This is a genomic window from Ferrovibrio sp. (assembly GCF_041906005.1).
Taxonomy (GTDB): Bacteria; Pseudomonadota; Alphaproteobacteria; order Ferrovibrionales; family Ferrovibrionaceae; genus Ferrovibrio.
Map to the genome: position 1 here is coordinate 1,455,256 of NZ_JAYRJY010000001.1, position 17,349 is coordinate 1,472,604.

The following is a 17,349-nucleotide window of genomic DNA, read 5'->3' on the forward strand; positions in this document are numbered from 1 at the left end:
ATGCCTGCCTTCCGTCTGACGGCCACGGCCGTGCTTGCCCTTTCGCTTGGCGCCTGCTCGATGGTGCCCGACTATTTCAAGCCCGCCGTCGAAACGCCGAAGGCGTGGGACAGCCGGCAGGACGGCGCCGGCCTCTGGCCCGATGCCGGATGGTGGCACAGTTTCGGCAGCGCCGAGCTGAACGCCCTGATCACCGAGGCCCAGGCCGGCAACACCGACCTGCGCGCCGCCGTGGCCCGCATCCGCCAGGCCGAGGCACAGGCCAAGATCTCCGGCGCCGCGCTCTATCCCACTTTGGGCAGCGATGGCTCGGCCACCCGCAGCCGCACCGGCCGCGGCACCAGCACAACGAATACCACCAGCAGCAGCGCGACCTCGGGTCAGGTCATCCGCAACAGCTTCGCCGGCAACCTCACCGCCGGCTACCAGGTGGATCTCTTCGGCGCCAACTCGGCCACCGCCGATGCGGCACTGACCCGGCTGGAGTCCAGCCGTTTCGACCGCGAGACCGTGGCGATCACGCTCTATGCCGATATCGCCACCGGCTATTTCCAGGTCCTGTCGCTGCGCGACCGTATACGTCTGGCCAACGATACCCTGCGCGTGGCCGAAGGCGTGCTGGAACTGCTGGAAAGCCAGCGCCGGCTGGGCGTGACCACCGATTACGAAGTCGCGCAGCAGCGCAGTAGCGTCGCCACCCAGCGCGCCACCGTGGCGGCGCTGGAGCAGAGCGAACGCCAGGCCCTGGATGCACTGGCCGTGCTGATCGGCCGCAACCCGCAGGGTTTCCGCGTGGCGGGCAACACCCTGGCCGGACTGAACCTGCCGCCGGTGGCCGCCGGTCTGCCGTCGGAGCTGCTGCTGCGCCGGCCCGACCTGCGCAAGGCGGAAAGCGACCTGCGCGCCGCCAATTTCGATATCGGCGCGGCGCGGGCCGCGCGCTTCCCCAGCCTCGACCTCACGGCGCGGGCCGGCACCCAGAGCGGCACGACGGCCGCGCTGTTTGAGCCCAACACGATGATCTATTCCATCGCCGCCTCGCTCACCGCGCCGATCTTCCAGGGCGGCAAGCTGGAAGGCCAGGAGGAGCTGGCGCGCGCCCAGAGCCAGGAACTGGTGGAAAGTTATCGCGGCGCCATCCTCTCGGCCTTCCGCGACACGGAAGACGCGCTGGGCGCCACGCTGAATACCGGCCGGCAATACGGCTTTGCCTCGGAAGCCTTCAATCAGGCCAACGATGCCTACCGCATCGTGGAAGCGCGCTATCGCGCCGGCACGGTGGGATTCCTCGACCTGCTGGATGCCCAGCGTTCGGTGTTCTCGGCCAACGATGCGATGGTGCAGGCGGGCCTCAGCCGCTTCACCGCCAGCGTCGATCTCTACAAGGCACTCGGCGGCGGCTGGGACGGCAGCACGGTGCCGCCTATCATCACCCGGCCTTGAGGTTCTGCGCCCCGCCGGCGCCGGCCGACGCCGTCGCTGTCGCCGGCGCCGACGCCGCCTGCAGCAGCCAGTCGGCCTGCGCCGCCCAGCATTGCTGCGGCATGTCGCGCTTGAAGAAGCCGAAATGGCCGATGCGCTGCAGGCCCCAGTCGCGCGGCGCCACATGCAGGCGTTCGATGCTGGCGTTGGGGTAATAGCCCATCAGCCTGTCGACGCCCTTCTTCGGTCCGAAATCGTGATCGTCGGCGAAGCTGATCATGCGCATGCGGGCGCGCACGGCATGATTATGCGGCCGCAACGGCGCACCGTCGTCGTCGACCAGATAATGCGGCGAGCAGCACCAGCGCCGCCAGTCGCGCGCGATGGCGCCGGGCAGCGGCTGGCCGCCCAGCCACCAGCCCGGAATCCGGTCGATCAGGCCGACCACTGCCGGAAACGCGACATACCATGACAGCAGCAGCCGAATCTGATGCCGGCGCGACCAGTTGCGCCAGTAGCCATGCTGCGAGGCAATCGCCAGCACGGCATCGATCTCGCCGGCCTGCGGCATCAGGCCCAGCATCTGGCCGCCAAAGGAATGGCACACCATGGCGCGGCGATGGCCGGGCGCATGCCGGCTGAGGAAATCGGCGGCGGCGGGAATGTCGCGCCGGCCCCAGTCGAGCATGCGCGGCAACGGCGCTCCGGGGCTCTGCGGCGAACCGCCGATGCCGCGATAGTCGAAGGCCAGCACGGTGAAGCCGCGCCCGGCGAGGAAGGCGGCGAAGCTTTCGTAATAACGGCGCGCGACGCCGGTGGCCGCATTGATCTGCACGCTCACGCCATTGGGCCGGGCAGGCTCGATCAACGTGCCGGCCAGGATCTGGCCATCGGGCACGGGGATGGAGACGGAGAGAATCTTCAGTCGCGGTGTCTGCATGGCGCGCAGGCTAGAGGCGCCAATTCCGCGCCGGCAATTACGCGCGACGTAAGGTCGCGCGACTGTGATCGGTCTGCCGTCACGTCAACCCGATTCGTTGAATCACGACTGCGTGACGAACGGCTGCGGCCGCCGCTATCCGGCATATACCGGCATCACCATGCCGGTACAGCTGGCGAAAACCGTGTCGCCGTCACCCAGCCGCCCCTCGACGAAGCAGACATGCCGTGTTGTGCGTGTTGCCCAGGCGCGGAAGGCGAGCGACGGCGCGGGCCGTGCCAGATGCAGGAACTGCACCGCCAGATTCAGCGTGACCACGGTGTCGGTATCGTAATGTCCGAGGCCGGCCAGCACCACCGCCGCATCAAATCCGGCGGCAATCACGCCGCCATTCAGCGCCGCCGCGCCGCCACCGCCGAGCATGCCTTCGGGTAACGCCGTCAGGCCGATGACGGCCTCGTCCGTCCCGAAACTTCCATCGAAACCGAACCAGAGAATCTCCGCGCGGCGATTGAACAGCGAGAGCGAGAGAGCGCGATCGGCCGCGTCGCGACGAAAGGGAATCCGCGATCCATCCGCCATGCCGCGCTCACAGGCCGAAGACCCGGCGCGCGTTGCCACCGAGAAATTTCGCCTTTGCCTCGGCCGGCAGGTCCAGCGATTCGACGCCTTTGATGCAGCGGTCGAACGGCAGATGCGGGAAGTTGGTGCCGAACAGCACCTTGTCCTGCCCGTAGCCTTTCATGAACTGCAGCAACGCCGGCGGATACATCTTGGGTAGATAGGCCGAGGTATCGATGTAGACATTCGGATGCTTCCAGCACAGGGCCAGCATCTCCTCGGTCCAGGGAAAGCCGATATGGCCGCCCACGATGACCAGCTCGGGGAAATCCAGCGCCACCTGGTCGATATAGGGGATCGGCCGTCCGGTCTCGGAGGGAAACAGCGGCCCGGTATGGCCGACCTGGGTGCAGAAGGGAATGCCGAGCTCGACGCATTTGGCATAGAGCGGATAATAGCGCCGGTCGGTGGGCGGCAATTCCCACAGCCAGGGCACCACGCGCAAGGCCCTGAAGCCGAGCTCCTTCACGGCGCGCTCCAGCTCGCGCACGGCCTCCATCGGCTTGTGCAGGTCCACGGCGGCGACGCCGGTGAAGCGATCCGGATAGGCGCGGGTGAAGCGCGCCACCTCGTCGTTCGACACCACCCAGCGGCCGGGCCGCGCCCAGGCGCAGAACATCAGCCGGTCGATGCCGGCGGCATCCATCAGCGCCACCACCTCGTCGGGCGACAGCGCGCGGTCTAGCATGGCCGCCGTGCCCGACTGCTCGAACAGCCGCACCACTTCGGGCATGGTCTGGCGTGCATTGAAAACCGGCTGCGCCCAGGAATCGATAATGGGAGTGCCCGCACGCATGTCAGGCCGCGCGGGAATCGCTTTTGCGGTAGGCCGCGTTGTAAAGCCACTCGGCCATCTCGGCCCAGCGTTCGGCCGGCATGTCGCGCTTGAAGAAGCCGAAATGGCCGATGCGCTGCAGGCCCCAGTCGCGCGGCGCGATATGCTGGCGGTCGATCCGGGCACCGGCATAGGTCTGGGCCAAAGCATCCACGCCCCGCCTCGGCCCGAAATCCACATCGTCGGCGAAGCTGATCATGCGCAGGGGCGCGCGGATGCGACGGTTCTGCGGCTGCAGCGGCTTGCCGGTATCGTCGGACATGTAATGCGGCGTGCGGCACCAGCGCGCCCAGTCCAGCGCCACGCCGCGCGGCAGCGGCTCGCCGCCCAGCATGCGGCCCGGCACATGGCCGCGCAAAGCCACGGTCAGCGGCATGGCGACATACCAGATCGCCGCCAGCCGCACCTGATGCGCCGCCGGCCAGTTGCGCCAGTAGCCCTGCTGGGCGCCGATGGTGATTGCGGCGGCGATGTCTTCCGCCCGCGGCAGCAGGCCCAGGGCCTGGCCGCCGAAGGAATGGCCGACCATGCAGGGCCGCGCCTCGGGGAAACGCTGGCTGAGGAAGGCGGCGGCGGCGGGAATATCGTGGCGGGCCCAGTCGAGCATGCGCGGCGCCGGCGCGCCGGGCGATGTCTCGCGCGAGCCGGCAATGCCGCGATAGTCGAAATTCAGCACGGCGAAACCGCGCCCGGCCATATAGGCGGCAAAGGCATCGTAATAGCCGCGCGGCACGCCGGTGGCGCCGTTGATCTGCAGGGTCAGGCCGTTGAAAGCCGACGGCACGGGCGCGAACAGGCGGGCCGAAAGCTGCTGGCCATCGGCAGCCGTGAGGGTGACGGATTCGGGAGGCAATGTGGTCATGCCGCGATCTATAGGATCGCCGCCCGGGCGCGGACAAATGCAAAGTGCCGCGGCTCGGATGAATTCATTTCACCTGACGCAGGGGCGCGCGACGTTTTCCGGTTTTGGCCTTTTTGCCGTTCGCGTCTTGGGCCGGCATAAAGGGCGCCATCTGCGTGTTGGCCCGCCGCATCAAATCGACCAGCCAGTCGCGCAGGGCCTGCAGCGACGGCCGTTCGGCATCGGCGCGGCGGCAGACGAACCAGTAGCCCTGGTCGGCCGGCACCACCACGGGAAACGGCATCACCAGCCGTTTGTCGGCCAGCTTTGGCGCGATCAGCGGCACCACGGCCAGCGCCACGCCCAGCCCCTGCTCGGCCGCCTCCAGCATCTGCACCACGCTGTCGACCCAGACCTCGCGGCCGGCGGTGATGCCGTCGACGCCGGCGGCGCGCAGCCAGCGCGGCCAGGCATCGGCGAAGGTGGACAGATGGATGAGCGTCTGGCCGCGCAGATCGCGCGGAGTTTTCAGCTTCGCCGCCAGTTTCGGCGCGCAGACCACGGTGGTCGCCAGGTCGGTGAGCTTCACGGCGGTCAGCCCCGGCCAGCGGCCATGGCCGAACCGCACGGCGGCATCGATGGCATCGCGCGCGAAATCGGCATGGCGCGGCGAGGATTCCACGAACAGCCGCAGGCCCGGCTGGCTTTCCAGGAATTCGGCCAGGTTGGGAATGATCCAGGTGGCCGCCACATTGGGCACGGCCGACAGCCGCAGGTCTTCGGCATGGGGCGTCTGGCCCACGCGCAGCGAGGCCTGCGCCACCTGGTCGAAGGCCTTGCGCACCGTGCTGAAATAATCCTGCCCGGCCTCGGTGAGGCGGATCTCGCGGTTGAGCCGGCGGAACAGGCTCAGGCCCAGATGCTGTTCGATCTGCTTCACGCGATGACTGATCGCCGACGGCGTGAGGTTGAGCTCGGTGGCGGCCGCCTTGAAGCTCAAATGGCGGGCGGCGGCGTCGAAGGCCTCGAGGGCCAGCAGGGGCGGCAGGCGTTTGGCCATGGCCCCAGATTAGGACGATTCAGGCGAATGGGAAGCCGTGACGTGGCGGCAGACTGACGCCGCGGCAGGCCCGACCTTGGTCTAGTGCGCCATCGCAGACCAGCCGGCGCTTTAAAGCAGAATAAGGAAAATCGTGGATGCCCGGGTCAAACCCGGGCCTGACGGTTATATAGGACGTCATGGCCGGACCCAGAAAGCGCTTTCTTGGCCGGCCATCCATGTCTTTTCTGAAGCGTCTTTTTCTACAGCGTCTTCGGATCGATCTTTTCGCGGTAGCAGGCTGCCGTCAGCGTGTTCTGCAGCAGGCAGGCAATCGTCATCGGGCCGACGCCGCCCGGCACCGGCGTGATCACGCCGGCCTGCTCGACGGCCGAGGCATAATGCACATCGCCGATCAGCTTGGTCTTGCCGTCGTCCTTGGGCACGCGGTTGATGCCCACATCGATCACGGCGGCACCGCGCTTGATCCATTCGCCGCGCACCATCTCGGGCTTGCCCACGGCGGCGATCAGGATATCGGCCTGCTTGCACAGCACGGGCAGGTCGCGCGAGCGCGAATGGGCGATGGTGACGGTGGCATTGCCGGCCAGCAGCAGACCGGCAACCGGCCGGCCCACCAGGATCGAGCGGCCGATCACCAGCGCGTTGGCGCCAGCCACCTCGACGCCGGCCTTTTCCAGCAGGATCATGCAGCCCAGCGGCGTGCAGGGCGTGAGCGCCTCCATGCCCTGGGCCAGCTTGCCGGCATTCACCGGATGCAGGCCGTCGACATCCTTCAGCGGGTCGATCGCCTCGATGATCGCCTGGGTGTCGATCTGTTTGGGCAGCGGCATCTGCACCAGGATGCCGTCCACGCTGGGATCGGCATTCAGCCGCGCCACCACGTTCAGCAGGTCGCGCTGGCTGGTGCTTTCCGGCAGCTTGACCTCGTCGGAGATCATGCCGGCCTCGCGCGTCTGCACGCCCTTGTTGCGCACATAGACTTCCGAAGCCGGATCGTTGCCGACCAGCACCACGGTCAGGCCCGGCAGGCGGCCAGCCCTGGCCTCGAAGCGTTTCACGCGCGCGGCCACCTCTTGGCGCAATGCCACCGCCACCGCCTTGCCGTCCAGGATCGTCGTCATGGGATCACCTCTTGTTCAATGCGGCGAGCCAGCCAGACAGCGCCGTGTCCAGCGCGGCGGGATCGCCGGAAATAAGGATCTGCTTGTGCCGGTCGGTGGCGCCGGCGACGATCTCGAAATCGCGGCCGGGCAGTTTCAGGCTTTTGGCCAGCAGCTTCAGCAGCGCGGCATTGGCCTTGCCGTCTTCCGGCACGGCGGTCACCCGCGCCACCAGTTCGCAGGATCCATCCGCAGTCGGCTTCACGCCTTCGATGGCATCGCGCCCGCCCTTGGGCGTGAGGCGCACGAACAGGCGCAGGCCGTCGGCCTGGTGTTTCCAGGGCTGAATGCCAGCCGTCAGGCCAGATATTCCCACAGCAGGTTGCGGATGAAGATCAGCAGCAGGATCAGCACCACCGGCGACAGGTCGATGCCGCCCAGGTTGGGCAGGATGCGCCGGATCGGGCGCAGCAGCGGCTCGGTGATGCGGTAGAGGAAATCGCCGATGGCATAGACCACGCGGTTGCGCGTGTTGATGACGTTGAAGGCGACCAGCCAGCTCAGAATGGCGGAGGCGATCAGCACCCACATATAGAGGTTCAGCACCATATCGATCAGGATGATCAGCGAATGCACGTAACCCTCCGGGAGTGGCGGACTAGGCCGGATAACAGGGCCGGATAACAGGGCCGGGTAACGGGCCGGGCGACAGGCCGGCGCCTGCTGCCCGACCGGGGCGGCGAGACCATGGTCGGCCATGGTCGGAAACGACACCGGGGAGTGATACCGGCAGGCGGGCGGAAACGCAACCGAGCGGGCTGCCCGCCGGAACCTAAAGATGGGGACAAATATCGGGGCCCATTGCGAAAACCGTGCGCAAAAACGGCAAGGCGGCCGGCCGGCTTCCGGCAGCGGGCAGGGCCCGGCCAGGAGCCGAGCCGGCCCACGATTTCGGGGGTTTAAGGTGTGGACAAAGCCCGGCCCGTTTGCTACTTGCTAGCCGCCCGGCCGGGACCTTTGCGAAGTCCCCCTTGATCTTATGGCCGGCGCACCGGCTTGGGGCCGTAGCTCAGATGGGAGAGCGCCTCGTTCGCAATGAGGAGGTCAGGGGTTCGATTCCCCTCGGCTCCACCAAATCTCCACCTATTCCGCCATCAACCGATATCCCACACCCGGCTCGGTGAGCAGCAACTGCGGCCGGGCGGCATCGGCCTCGATCTTCTGTCGCAGTTGCCGGGCGAAGACCCGCAGATACTGCACGTCGCTCTCATGGGCCGGACCCCAGACTTCCCGCAGGATGAACTGGTGGGTCAGCACCTTGCCGGCATGCTGCACCAGCAGCTTCAGCAGGTCGTATTCCTTCGGCGACAGCCGCACCGGCTCGTCCTTCAGGAAGACCTGCCGCTTCTCCAGATCGACCTTCAGGTCGCCCGTGATGAAGACCGGCATGCCGGTGGTGGCCCCGACAGTGTGACGCAGGGCCGCCCGGATGCGGGCCAGAAGTTCTCCGGTGCCAAACGGCTTGGTGACATAGTCATCCGCCCCGGCGTCGAGGGCTGCGATCTTGTCGGTCTCGTCGGCCCGAACGGAGAGCACCACAATGGGCATGGTGCTCCACTCGCGCAGGCGGGCAATCACCGACTGGCCGTCCATGTCGGGCAGCCCGAGATCGAGCACGATCAGGTCGGGCTTCTCCAGCGCCGCCAGTCGCAGCCCCTCCTGCCCGCTGGCGGCCTCGACGATTGCGAAACCGTGCGCCTCCAGGCTGACTCGCAGATACCGCCTGATCTGCGGTTCGTCGTCGATCACCAGTATCTTGGCGCCATCAGGCATTGGGGATCTTCTCTTCGGCAGGCATCGCCGGCTGCTCTTCAAGCGGCAGCGTTACAATCATCCGCGTGCCCATATGCGTCTTTTGGCCGTCCGCCACCGGGCTCTCGGCACGAATCTCGCCGCCATGGGCCTTCAGGATGCTGCGGCAGATCGACAGGCCAAGCCCGGTACCGGCCACCTGCCGGTCGCCGGCCTTCACGCGATAAAACATATCGAAGACCTGCTCAAGCTCGGCATGCGGGATACCGGAGCCGGAATCCGTCACGGTCAGGATCACATGGCGGTCGTCGTGGCGCAGGCGCAGATCGATGGTTGAACCCCTGGGAGAATACTTGGCGGCATTGTCCAGCAGGTTGATCAGCACCTGCTCGATCAGGATGTAATCCACCCGCAGCAAGGGCATGGCGGGGTCGACCTCGATGCGGATGTCGTGACCCTGTGTCAGCGGGGCCGCGCGTTTGACCGCCGTGGCGACGATCTCTTCCGGATCGGTCCAGTCGAGCTTGGGCTGCATGGCGCCGGCCTCGATCCGCGTCATGTCAAGCAGGTTGCCGACGAAACGGTTCAGACGCTCCGCTTCGTCGCGGACGGTCTGCAGAAGCTCCTTGCGCCCGCTTTCGTCGATCTGCCGGCCGAAATTCATCAGGCTGGACACCCCGCCGATGATGGAGGCCAGCGGCGTGCGCAGATCGTGGCTGATCGACGACAGCAGGGCCGACCGCAGCTTCTCGGTCTCGGCCGAGACGCGGGCTTCCTCGACATCGCGGTTGAGCAGGCTGCGCTCGATGGCCAGTGCCGCCTGCCCAGCCAGCGCATCCAGCAGCCTGCGCTCGTCGGGGCCCAAGGCTGGCCGGTCGTCCGGAAAGCGGATACCCAATGCACCCAGCTTGCGTTCGGCCGTCCGCAGCGGCAGGAACAGCCAGTCCGACGACGGCAGCGTGCCGGTGCCGCGTCCCGCCGGTTCGCCCTTTTCCCATGCCCATGCGGCGGCGATCCGTGCGCGTTCATCGATCTGGTCTTCCGGCGGATAGGCGGCGCGGATCACCAGGCCATCATCCTCGGGCATCAGCACCAGCGACTGCGCCTTGCTGGTGGCCGCCACGTGATGCACGACGGCCCAGAGAATGTCGTCTTCCGCTGCCGCTCCCGTCACCATGCGGCTGAAATCATAGAGCGAAGCCGTGCGGGCCTCACGAATACGGGCGGCCTCCGCCTGCGCCCTGATCCGCGCCGTCAGGGTGCTGGTGATCAGGGCGACGGCGAGGAAGACGAAGAAAGTGTAGATGTTTTCTGCATTCGCGATGGTGAAGGTATACAGCGGCTGCAGGAACAGGAAATTGTAGCCCAGCACGGCTACGACCGAACTCAGCACCGCCGCTGAGTGCCCATAGCGCAGCGAACTGAACAGCACGCCGACGAGAATCAGCAGTGGCACACTGGATTCCGGCAGCCAGCGTTCTGCCAACTTCACCAGCCCCGTCACGCCAAGAACTATCGCGGCGGCCGGGACGAGTCCGGCGAGGCTAACGCCGGCGAGACGGTCCCGCATGACCTCGAACCACGATTCGGCATCGGAGGATCCGGTGATCACATGGATGTTGATGCCATCGCCCAGCTCGACCAGACGATCCGTCAGTGTGCCGCGCAGGCGATTGACCAGCCGCGAACGATGGCTGCGGGCAACGACGATCTCGGTCACGTTGCGCTGGCGGGCCTGCCGGATGATCTCGCCCGGCACATTGCCGCCGGCCACCGTGACGACCTCCGCACCGAATTCCTCGGCCAGGGTCAGCGCCCGGTTAATCTGCGTCTTCTCGGCGTCGGACAGGCGATCATGCGCCGGCGTCTCGACATAAAGCGCGATCCAGGGCGCACGCCGACGTTCGGCGATCCGTCGCGCCGTCCGCACCAGTCGCGGCATCAGCGGGCTGGGGCTGATGCAGGCCATGATGCGGTCCCGCGTCGGCCACGGGCCGGCAATGGCGTGCGACTGCATGTAGGACAACATCTGGCTGTCGACCTGATCGGCAGCCTTGCGTAGTGCCAGTTCGCGCAGGGCCGTCAGGTTGCCCGGCGCGAAGAAATGATGCACGGCGCGGGCGGCCTGATCGGGCACATAGACCTTGCCTTCCTTCAGTCGCTTGATCAGGTCTTCGGGCGGCAGATCGATCACCTCGATGGTGTCGGCCTGCGCCAGCACACTGTCGGGCACCGTCTCGCGCACCTTCACGCGGGTGATCTGTGCCACCACATCGTTCAGGCTTTCCAGATGCTGGATGTTCAACGCGGTATAGACATCGATTCCGGCCGCGCGGATTTCCTCGATATCCTGATAGCGTTTTTCATGCCGGCTGCCGGGCACGTTGGTGTGGGCCAGTTCGTCGATCAGCACCAGTTGCGGCCGGCGCTTCAGAACCTCGTCGACATCGAGTTCGTTGAACACCCGGTCGCGATAGGCCACCCGCCGCTGCGGTAGCTGCTCCAGCCCACGCAGAAGATCGGCCGTCTCCTGCCGGCCGTGGGTCTCGACCACACCGACGACCACATCCACGCCCTCACGCTGCCGGGCATGGGCAGTCTCCAGCATCGCATAGGTCTTGCCGACGCCGGGCGCAGCGCCCAGAAAGACGTTCAGACGGCCACGCTTTTCCTGCGTGGCCGTCTGGAGCAGGGCGTCCGGTGACGGTCGACGGTCTTGATCTGGCCGATCTTCAGGCATCAATCCTCGCGTTGATCGGGCTCACTTCGATACCGGCTTCATCTTATCCAAGGCCATGTTCAGCGTCAGCACATTGACGCCGGGTTGCCCGAGGAATCCCAGCCAAGGCCGTTCGGTATGCGCCTCGACCAAGGACTGAACTTCGGCCATGGTCAGGCCACGCGCCTCGGCCACACGGGGAAGCTGTCGCGCGACATTGGCCGGCGAGATATGCGGGTCTAGGCCGCTGCCGGATGTGGTGACGGCATCCACGGGAACGGCAGCCGAGCCATCGCGGCCCTTGTAGATTTCCGTGTCGCCGGCCACCCGCTCCACCAGCGCCTTCGCCGTGGGCGCGAGATTCGAGCCGCTGGACGAAGTTGCGTCATAGCCGTCCTTGCCGGCGGCCGAGGGGCGCGGCAGGAAATACTGCGGCTGGGTGAAGCTCTGGGCGATCAGCGACGAGCCGACGACCTTGCGGTCCTGTTCGATCAGACTGCCGCCGGCCTGCCTGGGGAACAGGCCCTGGCCGATGCCGGTCATCGCCAGCGGATACAGCAGCCCGGTGACCAGCGTGAAAAAGACCAGCAGGACCAGAGCGGGGCGAATGTGAGTAATCATGTTCGTATCTCCTTACGCCAGACCAAGCGCGGCCACGGCGATGTCGATGGCCTTGATGCCGAGGAACGGCAGCACGACGCCGCCAAGGCCATAGATCACCAGGTTGCGCCGCAGCAGCGTGGCGGCCGGCAGTGGCCGGTAGCGCACGCCTTTCAGCGCCAGCGGGATCAGGGCGATGATGATCAGGGCGTTGAAGATCACCGCCGAGAGGATGGCGCTCTGCGGCGAACTCAACTGCATCACGTTCAGCGACCCAAGCTGCGGGTAAGTGGCAACGAACAGCGCCGGAATGATGGCGAAGTATTTCGCCACGTCGTTGGCCAGACTGAAGGTGGTCAGCGAACCCCGGCTCATCAGCAGCTGCTTGCCGATCATCACCACCTCGATCAGCTTGGTCGGGTTGCTGTCGAGATCGACCATGTTGCCGGCCTCGCGGGCCGCTGCCGTGCCGATATTCATGGCAAGACCCACATCGGCCTGCGCCAGCGCGGGGGCATCGTTGGTGCCGTCGCCGCACATGGCAACCAGCTTGCCCTCGCCCTGTTCTTTCCTGATCAGTTCCAGCTTCTTCTCCGGTGTCGCCTCGGCAATGAAATCGTCCACGCCGGCCTCGGCCGCGATGGCGGCAGCGGTCAGCGGATTGTCGCCGGTCACCATCACCGTGCGAATACCCATCCGGCGCAGTTCGGCGAATCGGTCGCGAATGCCAGTCTTCACGATATCTTTCAGATGGATGACGCCGAGGATGCGGCGGTCGATGGCAACCACCAGCGGCGTGCCGCCCGACTTGGCGATTCGCTCAACGGCCACCGTCAGGTCTGCCGTGGCCTGCACGCCGACATGCCGCAGCACGGCATCGAGCGCGCCCTTGCGGATCTGCCTGGCATCGAGATCAAGGCCGCTCATCCGGGTCTGGGCCGAGAAGGCGATGAAGCTGCCGGCCTTCGCCCGCTCGATCTCCTGAGCCAGAGCGTATTTCTCCACTGCCAGCGCCACGATGGATTTGCCTTCGGGCGTCTCGTCGGCGACGGAAGCCAGCAGGGCGGCTTCAGCCAGTTCATGCTCGGACACACCTGGCAGGGCCACGAAGGCCGAGGCCATGCGGTTGCCATGGGTGATCGTGCCGGTCTTGTCGAGCAGCAGCGTATCGACATCGCCGGCCGCCTCCACGGCGCGGCCCGACTTGGCGATCACGTTATGGCGGATCAGGCGGTCCATGCCGGCGATGCCGATGGCCGACAGCAGCCCGCCGATGGTGGTGGGAATCAGCGTCACCAGCAGGGCGATCAGATAGACCACCGGCACCGGCATACCGGAATAGATCGCGAGTGCTTCGAGGCTGCCGGTGGTGACGAGGAAGATCAGCGTCATGCCGACCAGCAGCACGGTGAGGGCGATCTCGTTCGGCGTCTTCTGCCGCTTGGCCCCTTCCACCAGGCCGATCATGCGGTCGAGGAAGCTTTCTCCGGGATTGACGGTGATCTTCACCTTGATCCAGTCGGACAATACCCGCGTGCCGCCGGTGACGCCCGAACGGTCGCCACCGGATTCCCGGATCACCGGCGCGGATTCGCCGGTGATGGCCGATTCATCCACCGAGGCGATACCCTCGATCACGTCGCCGTCGCCCGGCACCGGATCGCCCGCCTCCACCATAACGACATCGCCGATCCGTAAGCTGGTGGCCGGCACCTGCGTGATCTTGCCTTCAGCGTCGAATTTTTTTGCCATCGCCTCGGTCTTGCCGCGACGCAGGGATTCGGCCTGCGCCTTGCCGCGTCCCTCCGCCAGGGCTTCCGCGAAATTGGCGAACAGCACGGTAAACCACAGCCATGCCGATATCTGGCCCAGCAGGGCCGCATCGCCGCCGGCAAAGAGAGCGCGGACGAAAAGCACGGTCGAGACGGCGGCAACGGCGGCGGTGACGAACATCACCGGGTTGCGCCAAAGCTGACGCGGATCGAGCTTGACGACCGACTGGCCGATAGCCTCCCGCATCAGGGCAGGATCGAAGGTTTTCTGAACCACAGCTTTGCTCATGACAATATCCTCAGAACGTCTTGCCGGCGGCGAGCAGCAGATGCTCGACAACCGGCCCCAGCGCGAGCGCCGGGAAAAAGGTGAGACCGCCGACGATCAGGATCGTGCCCGCCAGCAGCAGGACGAACATCGGACCATGGGTGGGGAAACTGCCGCTTGAGGCCGGCGTCGCCTTCTTCGCCGCCAGTCCCCCGGCCATGGCGATGACCGGCACGATCATGGCGAACCGGCCCAGCAGCATCGTGATGCCCAGCGCGGTATTGTAGAAGACCGAGTTGGCGCTCAGGCCGGCGAAGGCACTGCCGTTGTTGCCGGCTGCAGAGGTGAAGCCATAGAGCGCCTCGCTCAGGCCGTGCGGACCCGAGGACAGGAGCCCGGCCAGACCGGACTCGGTCACCAGCGCAATCGCCGTGCCGACCAGGATGGCAATCGGCGAGATCAGGATCGCCAGCACCGCCAGCTTGGCCTCACGCGCCTCGATCTTCTTGCCGAGATATTCCGGGCTGCGGCCGACCATCAGCCCGGCGATGAACAGCGTCGCCACGATGAACAGCGCGATGCCATAAAAGCCCGCGCCCACGCCGCCGACGATCACTTCGCCCAGCATGATGTTGAGCATCGGGATCATGCCGCCCAGCGGCAGGAAGCTGGAATGCATGGCGTTGACCGCGCCGCAGGAGGCCGCCGTGGTGATCACTGCAAAGAGCGCGGACGTGAAGCTGCCGAAGCGGACCTCCTTGCCCTCCATGTTGCCCATGGCCGGGTCGACCCCCAATGCGGTGAGCAGCGGATTTCCACCGGCCTCGACATGGCCCGCGATCAGAACGCCGGCGACGAACAGCAGCAGCATGGTGGCAAGAATCGCATACCCTTGCCGCTGATCCCTCACCATGCGACCGAAGACGTTGGTGAGCGCCGCGCCGATCAGGAAGATCAGCAGCATCTGCACGAAATTGCTTAAGCTGGTCGGGTTCTCGAAGGGATGCGCCGCATTGGCGTTGAAGAAACCGCCGCCATTGGTGCCCAGCATCTTGATCGCCACCTGGCTCGCCACCGGACCCTGCGCGATCACCTGCTGCGCGCCCTCCAGCGTCGTCGCCGTGGTGTAGACGTCGAAATTCTGCGGCATGCCCTGCCAGATCAGGAAAATGGCGGCAACGAACGCTATCGGCAGCAGCACACCCAGCGTTGCGCGGGTGAAATCAACCCAGAAATTGCCGACCGTCTTGGCCGATTTGCGGGCGAAGGCGCGGATCACCACAAGGGCAATCGCGATGCCGGTGGCCGCCGAGACGAAATTCTGCACCGTCAGGCCGGCCATCTGGCTGAAATAGCTCATGGTGCCTTCGCCGCCATAGGCCTGCCAGTTGGTGTTGGTGACGAAGCTAACGGCGGTGTTGAAGGCCAGATCGCTCGGCACGGCGGGCAGACCCTGCGGATTGAGCGGCAGCATGTCCTGCAGGCGCAGGATGGCGAACAGCAGCAGGAAGCCGGCGAGATTGAAGACCAGCATGGCAATGGCATAGGCCGACCAATGCTGCTCGCGCCCATTGCCATCATGACCGGCGCTGACCCCGGCCAGTGCAAAAAGCGGCCGTTCGATGGGCCGCAGCCAGCCGATCTCGCCGCTGAACAGCCGCGTCATGTAGAGACCAAGGACAGGCGTGACGGCCAGAATGATGGCCAGATACAGGCCAAGCTGGAGATAGTCGTTCTGTGTCATGGCCGCCTCAGAACGTCTCGGCCCGCAGCAGGGCGTAGACCAGATAGATGGCGAGCAGGAGCGCGATGCCCCCGCCCAGGATGAAGTCGAAGCTCAGGGAAGGACTCATGGGCGTGGCGCTCCTATAGCCGTTCGCAGAACAGCGTGTAGGCGATGAAGCCGGCGAAGAGGCCGGCACCGAGGATGATGAAAATGAGATCGGACATGGACGGGCTCCAAGAGAGCCTATGGTCTAGTCCCGGTCCGCATTAAGCCGCCATGCGGGATGCGCCCGGGCGGCATAAGGATTCCATAAAGGTGGCGTTTATGGCTGTCATGCAACACGCCGCCACGGCCAGGCACCGAGACGACGGGTTCAGCGCCCAGAACCTTGCCGGATGCCGTGTTTTCAATATGTTGAACGAGATGCTCAGTGAAAATTGCGGCCCGGCATCTTTGATGGCCGCCTGAAGCTGCAATCTGGGGAAATGATTGGTTCAATGAATCCCGCTATGCCTGCGACCACGCGCCATCCGAATCTCATGCGCTTCGAGCGGTTCCTCTGGGCCCTGCCGCTGGCCTATGCCGTGCACATCCCCGAGGAATTCCTCGCCGGCTTCCCGGACTGGATGAGCCGGCACATGCATGCCGACATGGACAACCAGGGCTTCTGGCTCAACAACAGCCTGTTCATGGCGATCCTGCTTTCGCTGTCGCTGTGGGCCAGCCGCAGCCGGTCATCCCTGGCGGCCTTTGTCTTCCTGAGCTGGGCGAGCGGCAACCTGTTCTGGAATTTCATCTTCCATGTCGTCACCACGGTTTATGCCGACAGCTATTCGCCGGGCCTGGTGTCGGCATCGCTGCTTTATTATCCCGTCGCGGTCTGGGCCGGCGTGCTCGCCATGCGCGACGGCCGGCTGGGCCTGCGGGGCGTTCTCGGCGCATTTGCCATCGGCGCCGGCCTGATGCTGTTCGTGATCTGGAGCGGCCTGTGGAATTTCAGGCTGCCCTTCGCGTGAACGCGGCCCTCACTCGGCCCCGCGTTCACTCAGGCCCGCGTCCCAGCCACACCACATCGCCGGGGTTTTCGCCCTTGCGTGCGCCGCGCTCGGCGGCGCCGGGCAGCGGCGTGAGCGGCAGGTAGACCAGCAGCAGGGCCTCGCCGTTTTCCGTGCGTGTCGGCAGGCCAAGGCGCCCCACCTGCACGCTGGTGAATTCAAACAGCACGCGGCCGAGATACCAGACCGGCATGCCCTCATCGAGCGCCTGATGAATGATGGCATAGCGGGCTTCGCGTATTTCCGGCGCGGCATAATACAGCACCGGCTTGCCGCGCGGATTTTCGTGAAACAGGAAGGTGAGTTCCTCGCCCACCACGCCATAGCTGAGATGGCGCGCGGCATCGCGGCGGAAGGTCATCGTCCAGGGCAGCAGGTCGGCGGGGATCAACGCCGGCGCCAGGGCATGCAGGCCGGGCAGGCCACTCTCTTCCCCCGCCAGGCCACGCCAGCGCGACAGCATCAGTCGCGCCGCCGCCGGCAGGGCCTGATCGGGCGGAACCATGGTATCGCTGTCGCTTTGCACCGGTGTCTTCCCGTTTGCCAGTTGGCGGTCTCGCATGGCGGCGGTTCAG

17 protein-coding genes and 1 tRNA gene are annotated in these 17,349 nt (G+C 66.0%); 3 read left to right on the forward strand and 15 right to left on the reverse strand.

Annotated features, from left to right (window positions below; translation table 11 throughout):
- Window positions 1-1,443 (forward strand): efflux transporter outer membrane subunit, encoded by a 1,443-nt coding sequence (locus tag ACE3OO_RS06950; RefSeq protein WP_374301167.1) that lies wholly within the window; start codon window positions 1-3, stop codon window positions 1,441-1,443.
- Here the strand turns inward: ACE3OO_RS06950 and ACE3OO_RS06955 are convergent.
- The 8 genes from ACE3OO_RS06955 to ACE3OO_RS06990 all read right to left on the reverse strand — a co-directional run bounded on the left by ACE3OO_RS06955 (window position 1,430) and on the right by ACE3OO_RS06990 (window position 7,431).
- Window positions 1,430-2,362 carry an alpha/beta fold hydrolase gene (locus ACE3OO_RS06955; RefSeq protein ID WP_374301169.1) on the reverse strand — a complete coding sequence of 311 codons (933 nt, stop codon included), beginning with the start codon at window positions 2,360-2,362 and terminating at the stop codon, window positions 1,430-1,432. The two genes, ACE3OO_RS06950 and ACE3OO_RS06955, sit on opposite strands and share 14 nt — an antisense overlap.
- A gap of 135 nt (window positions 2,363-2,497) precedes the next feature.
- On the reverse strand, window positions 2,498-2,944 hold the full coding sequence (locus ACE3OO_RS06960) for a PaaI family thioesterase (protein ID WP_374301171.1): 447 nt from the start codon (window positions 2,942-2,944) through the stop codon (window positions 2,498-2,500).
- Between the two features lie 7 nt (window positions 2,945-2,951).
- Window positions 2,952-3,779: an amidohydrolase family protein gene (locus ACE3OO_RS06965; RefSeq protein ID WP_374301174.1), complete on the reverse strand. Its 828-nt coding sequence runs from the start codon at window positions 3,777-3,779 to the stop codon at window positions 2,952-2,954.
- A gap of 1 nt (window position 3,780) precedes the next feature.
- Window positions 3,781-4,680: a serine aminopeptidase domain-containing protein gene (locus ACE3OO_RS06970; RefSeq protein WP_374301176.1), complete on the reverse strand. Its 900-nt coding sequence runs from the start codon at window positions 4,678-4,680 to the stop codon at window positions 3,781-3,783.
- 64 nt (window positions 4,681-4,744) lie between these two features.
- Window positions 4,745-5,719, reverse strand: a complete 975-nt coding sequence (gene gcvA, locus ACE3OO_RS06975; RefSeq protein ID WP_374301179.1) for a transcriptional regulator GcvA — start codon at window positions 5,717-5,719, stop codon at window positions 4,745-4,747.
- Window positions 5,720-5,961: 242 nt separating this feature from the next.
- Entirely contained in the window at window positions 5,962-6,843 is an 882-nt protein-coding gene (gene folD / locus ACE3OO_RS06980) for a bifunctional methylenetetrahydrofolate dehydrogenase/methenyltetrahydrofolate cyclohydrolase FolD (protein WP_374301181.1), read from the reverse strand.
- 4 nt (window positions 6,844-6,847) lie between these two features.
- Window positions 6,848-7,198 (reverse strand): DUF167 family protein, encoded by a 351-nt coding sequence (locus tag ACE3OO_RS06985; RefSeq protein WP_374301183.1) that lies wholly within the window; start codon window positions 7,196-7,198, stop codon window positions 6,848-6,850.
- The gene (locus ACE3OO_RS06990) at window positions 7,180-7,431 is read right to left on the reverse strand and encodes a YggT family protein (protein ID WP_374304669.1); all 252 of its coding nucleotides are present in this window, start codon (window positions 7,429-7,431) and stop codon (window positions 7,180-7,182) included. Before ACE3OO_RS06990 ends, ACE3OO_RS06985 begins: the two co-directional genes overlap by 19 nt.
- Window positions 7,432-7,880: 449 nt before the next feature.
- Here ACE3OO_RS06990 and ACE3OO_RS06995 point away from each other — a divergent pair.
- Window positions 7,881-7,956: transfer RNA gene (locus tag ACE3OO_RS06995), tRNA-Ala, on the forward strand.
- A gap of 9 nt (window positions 7,957-7,965) precedes the next feature.
- Here ACE3OO_RS06995 and ACE3OO_RS07000 read toward each other — a convergent pair.
- The 6 genes from ACE3OO_RS07000 to kdpF are packed head-to-tail and all read right to left on the reverse strand — an operon-like array spanning window position 7,966 to window position 15,846.
- The gene (locus ACE3OO_RS07000) at window positions 7,966-8,655 is read right to left on the reverse strand and encodes a response regulator (RefSeq protein ID WP_374301185.1); all 690 of its coding nucleotides are present in this window, start codon (window positions 8,653-8,655) and stop codon (window positions 7,966-7,968) included.
- A complete protein-coding gene (locus ACE3OO_RS07005; RefSeq protein ID WP_374301187.1) occupies window positions 8,648-11,374 on the reverse strand; it encodes an ATP-binding protein in 2,727 nt (908 codons plus the stop codon). The genes ACE3OO_RS07000 and ACE3OO_RS07005 overlap by 8 nt, the downstream gene beginning before the upstream one ends.
- A 21-nt stretch (window positions 11,375-11,395) precedes the next feature.
- Window positions 11,396-11,974, reverse strand: a complete 579-nt coding sequence (gene kdpC / locus ACE3OO_RS07010) for a potassium-transporting ATPase subunit KdpC (protein ID WP_374301189.1) — start codon at window positions 11,972-11,974, stop codon at window positions 11,396-11,398.
- A gap of 12 nt (window positions 11,975-11,986) precedes the next feature.
- On the reverse strand, window positions 11,987-14,014 hold the full coding sequence (gene kdpB / locus ACE3OO_RS07015) for a potassium-transporting ATPase subunit KdpB (protein WP_374301191.1): 2,028 nt from the start codon (window positions 14,012-14,014) through the stop codon (window positions 11,987-11,989).
- Window positions 14,015-14,024: 10 nt separating this feature from the next.
- Window positions 14,025-15,737, reverse strand: a complete 1,713-nt coding sequence (gene kdpA, locus ACE3OO_RS07020) for a potassium-transporting ATPase subunit KdpA (RefSeq protein WP_374301193.1) — start codon at window positions 15,735-15,737, stop codon at window positions 14,025-14,027.
- Window positions 15,738-15,744: 7 nt separating this feature from the next.
- Window positions 15,745-15,846, reverse strand: a complete 102-nt coding sequence (gene kdpF / locus ACE3OO_RS07025; RefSeq protein WP_374301195.1) for a K(+)-transporting ATPase subunit F — start codon at window positions 15,844-15,846, stop codon at window positions 15,745-15,747.
- Between the two features lie 382 nt (window positions 15,847-16,228).
- On the opposite strand from kdpF, the gene ACE3OO_RS07030 reads away from it, so the two are divergent.
- Window positions 16,229-16,735 carry an HXXEE domain-containing protein gene (locus ACE3OO_RS07030; RefSeq protein WP_374301197.1) on the forward strand — a complete coding sequence of 169 codons (507 nt, stop codon included), beginning with the start codon at window positions 16,229-16,231 and terminating at the stop codon, window positions 16,733-16,735.
- A gap of 25 nt (window positions 16,736-16,760) precedes the next feature.
- On the opposite strand, the gene ACE3OO_RS07035 is transcribed toward ACE3OO_RS07030, so the two are convergent.
- Window positions 16,761-17,300, reverse strand: a complete 540-nt coding sequence (locus ACE3OO_RS07035) for a hypothetical protein (protein WP_374301199.1) — start codon at window positions 17,298-17,300, stop codon at window positions 16,761-16,763.
- Window positions 17,301-17,349: the final 49 nt, after the last annotated feature.